The sequence below is a fragment of the Terriglobales bacterium genome (assembly GCA_035624455.1).
In the GTDB taxonomy this organism is placed as follows: domain Bacteria; phylum Acidobacteriota; class Terriglobia; order Terriglobales; family Acidobacteriaceae; genus DASPRM01.
On record DASPRM010000032.1, the window covers coordinates 1 to 4,277 of the forward strand.

At 56.7% G+C, this 4,277-nt stretch carries 4 protein-coding genes; 3 read left to right on the forward strand and 1 reads right to left on the reverse strand.

The features are described from left to right. The first annotated feature begins 381 nt into the window (after positions 1 to 381). Positions 382 to 2,193 (forward strand): mechanosensitive ion channel protein MscS, encoded by a 1,812-nt coding sequence (locus VEG30_04120; GenBank protein ID HXZ79091.1) that lies wholly within the window; start codon positions 382 to 384, stop codon positions 2,191 to 2,193. 86 nt (positions 2,194 to 2,279) lie between these two features. Here the strand turns inward: VEG30_04120 and VEG30_04125 are convergent, their stop codons facing one another. Further along, complete coding sequence (locus tag VEG30_04125; GenBank protein HXZ79092.1) at positions 2,280 to 2,621, reverse strand: hypothetical protein; 342 nt, start codon at positions 2,619 to 2,621, stop codon at positions 2,280 to 2,282. Between the two features lie 538 nt (positions 2,622 to 3,159). On the opposite strand from VEG30_04125, the gene VEG30_04130 reads away from it, so the two are divergent. Together VEG30_04130 and VEG30_04135 are read left to right on the forward strand one after the other, a co-directional pair. Beyond that, positions 3,160 to 3,909 (forward strand): alpha/beta hydrolase, encoded by a 750-nt coding sequence (locus VEG30_04130; protein HXZ79093.1) that lies wholly within the window; start codon positions 3,160 to 3,162, stop codon positions 3,907 to 3,909. 174 nt (positions 3,910 to 4,083) lie between these two features. Beyond that, positions 4,084 to 4,277: hypothetical protein (locus tag VEG30_04135; GenBank protein ID HXZ79094.1), on the forward strand; the 194-nt coding region annotated here is incomplete at its 3' end.

A 4,277-nucleotide genomic window follows, 5' to 3' on the forward strand; every position in this document is an offset into this window, starting at 1 on the left:
ATCGAACGCCTGTTTGCTTGGTTGCATAACTTTCGACGCCTGGTCATCCGTTGGGAGTATCACCCAGCCAACTTCCTCGGTTTGGTCCAGCTCGGTTGCATCCTCATCTTGATGAGAAACTATTTATGAGATGGCCTCTAGACGCTCACTCTCATCGTCTCGCGCCACCTTATCGTTATTGCTTTCGCCGTCCGCTCAGCTGGTGAACGGCGTGCGTTTTGGAGTAGTTTGTGGGCTGCGGGACGAGCATTCTGAGACTGCCCAACGATAAATTCCGTCTTATTGCGGGGTCGTAGTGACCAGAATCACGCGACTGTGATGAATGGCGGGCCGTCTTCCGCTGGGATACAGTCGATAAGAGGTTTTGACCAGGATTTGCATATGAATCGAACTCTCGTGGTAGTTGTCCTGATTATGCTGATGGTGTTGGTCGTCACTCTGGCTGGCTCGTTTCTGACTCGCGGGGTCATGGCATACCTTCCATTCTTGCAAGCCAAGAAGGGTAACTGGACTGGAGCCTATGTTCAGCGGGGTGTCGTGGATCAGCGGCCCTGGCAGACCGCGGCAACTCTGGCCGACTTGGCACAGTCAGCAGAAGAGAAGGAATTCGCCAGGGAGGCGGAACGTCTCGCGGATCATGAGGTCGACCAGGCGTTCTCACAGTCACTTCGGCAGGCAAGTCTCGACAAGCCAAAACTGAGTAGCCGAGCGTTGGCGCTGCAGCAAAGGGTCGCCGAGCTTCAGAAGGTGATCAAGAACGACCAGGGTCGGATCGCGTCGCTTAGTGCCGCAGCGGGAGCAACGCCATCGGCCGCCGCCACGAATGCCAGCGACCTGGAAGTTGCGAAGGCGCAACTCGGGCTCGATCAAGACGAGCTCAGCGATTCACTCGAAGACCTCGCTCGAGAAACAGGAGATCAGCGCAGCAAGCTTCAACAGGAATTGGCGATGCGCCAGGCCGCCATGAAGCAGTATAACGATCAGGCCTTAAAGAGCGATGGCCAAACCGCCGTCGCCTCCGCGGAACAGTACAAAACGATGGCGCAGCAGCTCTCCACATTGCACTCGCTCAGCAAGAGGAAAGATCTGATTGTGCAAGCCGCGCAGTTGGCTAAGGCTGATGTAGCTGCGCTGACAGCCGATCGGGTACGGCTTGAGGCGGAAGCTGCCGACGCCAGTAAGAAAACCGTCGGAGAATCAAGCTCCGACCGAATCGAACGGCTGCAACAGATGGGCACTTGGCAAAACATCCTCAGCGTCCTGAACGATCGCCTCGACACGCAACAACAACTCGTCGCTCTCTACGGGCGGTGGGGAGAGCAAGTTGAGATCCAGCGCAAGATCGTCGTTCATCTCATCTTAGGGTCAGTGGCTTTGATTGCGGCCATCTGCGTGTTAACGATCCTGGTGGGCTGGGCTCTGCAACTCGCATTAGAAAAAATGGTCCATGATGTTCGCCAGAGACAGACGGTGAAGACAGTTGTGAATCTGGGAACGCAAGTCGTCGGGCTCCTGCTGATCCTCCTGGCAGTCTTTGGGGTACCGCGGCAGATGCCCACCATCTTGGGCCTGGTGACCGCAGGGCTCACCGTGGTCTTCCAGGATTTCATCTTGGCATTCTGCGGTTGGTTTGTGCTGATGGGGCCAAACGGAATTCGGGTCAGGGACTGGGTAGAGATCGATGGTGTAGGCGGCGAGGTAGTGCAACTTGGTCTGTTCCGCACCTGGTTGCTGGAGACGGGAAACTGGACGGCTCACGGCCATCCTACTGGAAGAAGAGTTTCGTTCTTGAACGGATACGCGATCCGCGGCAAGTATTTCAACTTCTCGACTGTGGGACAGTGGATGTGGGATGAGATCAAGGTGAGTGTTCCCCCCGGCACCGGGGTTCATGCCCTGATCAAAAAGATCTATGAAGCTGCAGTGAAGATCACGGAAGCAGACGCGAAAAGGGCGGAAGCAGAATGGAAGAGGGTAACGCACGAGGAAGGTTCACCCCAGTTCAGTGCAATGCCTTCTGTCAATCTTAGGCCGGCGGGAGCGGGGATCGATATCGTGATTCGCTACATCACTCGTGCCGGGGTGAGAGTAGAAACCCGAAATCATCTGTTTGCGATGATTATCGACCTCATGCAGGGCGAGTCGAAAGAGGGCGGAAATCGTGCCTCACTTGCTTTTCCGAAAGGAGATTGACATCGGGGATGGCTTGGTGCAATGGAGAATTTTTCAGCTTCTCGAATCAGAGCGAGGAGCCATGTGGCTTCGGAACCTGACGGCCATCACCACATCAGCGGCACGGGAGGGCAACTGCAATTCGCGCGAGGCGCGTCGCGGTAATAGTCTTCGGTGGTTTTCGCTGCTCTCACTTGCGGAAGGAAGGCCATGTATTCCGCGTTCCAATCCACATCGATACGCCCGAGGAAGGGGAAATTGAAGCGGGCCTCCGACCAGATCTTGGAAAGCCCCGCGACTTTCTCCTCCTCGCTAAGCATTGGCTTTAAGGGAGTGGCGAGGGCTGGGCTGTCGTTCCACAACGCCGCTTCCCTTTGGAGACGCGCCACCAGCGCCTTGAATTCGGGGCGGTCGCGCAAAGCGATAAATTCGGTTCGCCAGTCCGTCACCAAGAGGCAGTACTTCCAAATCGGCGGCGTACTTCAGGGCCGTCATCGCCTTGTCGGGATTTCCCCCGAGTGCTTCGTACCGTGCACGGACATAGAGCGTGTCCCGACCAGTTCGGAAGCGTGGTGATGTCGATATCGCTCGCAGCTTTTCGAGAACGGCAGCCGCCTCGCGATAGGCGTGCCTGTCGGCCAGCGCCTTGGCCTGCGCGACTTGCTGAGAAAGCCGTTCAGCGGGTGTGCCGGCCCACATCGCACTCGAAAGGAAGCAAGCGGAAACCTGGCTGGCAGTAGACAACGGACTGCGAATTTCATCGCGAAATCTCCCAATTCCCGAACAACCGATAGTCACGCGGGGGAAATGCCCGATGATCATAGCCCCGCCCCTCATTGAATTTTTGGCGCTCCCGTCAGTTACCGCGGCCGATTCATCGGCGGAGAGTCGCAAGCATGCCATCACCAGCAAGCTACGGCAGATCCCCTCGCTGGGTAGTCGGCTTCAGGATTGCGTTCTCGCGCAAGCGCAGCAACAATGCGAGATATGAAAGCTGAACGCGTTGCCCTTAACGGTATTGAAATGTACTACGAGTCGGAAGGCTCGGGCGAACCGCTCCTGCTTCTCCATGGCGGCACCGGCTGCCAAGAGCACTGGAATCATGCCGGGGGCGATCAGTTTGCGCGCGAATACATGCTAATTAAGCCAGATGCGCGCGGTCACGGGCGTTCGAGCAATCCAGGCAAAATAATTACACATCGACAATGTGCTTTGGACACCATCGCCTTGCTCGACCATCTTCGTATCGAGAGATGCCGTGCAATTGGGATCAGCATGGGCGGGAATATCCTGCTGCATGTTGCGACGACGCAGGCAGATCGAATTCAGGCCATGGTCCTCGTCAGTGCCGTTATGCATTTTCCAGAGCAGGCCAGGACAATCATGGCGAAGGTCCCCACGCCCGATCGGCAACCTCTGGCGGAGTGGGAGACGATGCGCCAACGCCACAAACTCGGGGATGAGCAGATCGCGGCACTATGGGAGTGGACACGCGGAATGAAGGATAGTCACGAAGATATGAATTTCACACCGTCATCTCTGGCACAAGTTACCGCACAGACTCTGATTGTTTACGGAGATCGTGATCCGCTGTACCCCGTTGAAATGGGGGTGGAGATGTACCGCGCCATACCTGGATCCGCGCTTTGGGTAGTGCCAAACGGTAGTCACGGCCCAGTCTTTTTCGACCGCGCGGCTCAGTTCGCTCAAACGGCGCTCACCTTCCTCCGCACGTAGCAATGGACGCACAATCCAGATCCTCAGGTGGCCCGGTTTTTCCCGGCTCCTCCACTACCCCGTCATACCCTGATGGAATATACGAGTACGATTACACCACGCAGCGCAGCTCATTGACCATGCTCGGCCTCGGCTCCGAGCAGCAGGGTGATTCGATTGTCGCCCAAGGCGTTGATGCACAATTTACGACCTTACTGCGTGTGGGCTCCGGCTCACCGCCGTCAAATCGTCAAAGTGGATCCGGATGGCGCATATATTGCCATCAGCGAGACCAACGCGATCCGCGATAATAACGTCCAGGATGCCGTCTACGTCCTTCGCGCGCGTGATGGCAAGGAAGTCTGGCACCGACATTTACCGAGGTATGC

What these genes read in the sequence shown, in the direction of transcription:
- VEG30_04120 (HXZ79091.1), top strand. Translation starts at nt 382, where the DNA reads ATGAATCGAACTCTCGTGGTAGTTGTCCTGATTATGCTGATGGTGTTG.
- VEG30_04130 (HXZ79093.1), top strand. Translation starts at nt 3,160, where the DNA reads ATGAAAGCTGAACGCGTTGCCCTTAACGGTATTGAAATGTACTACGAG.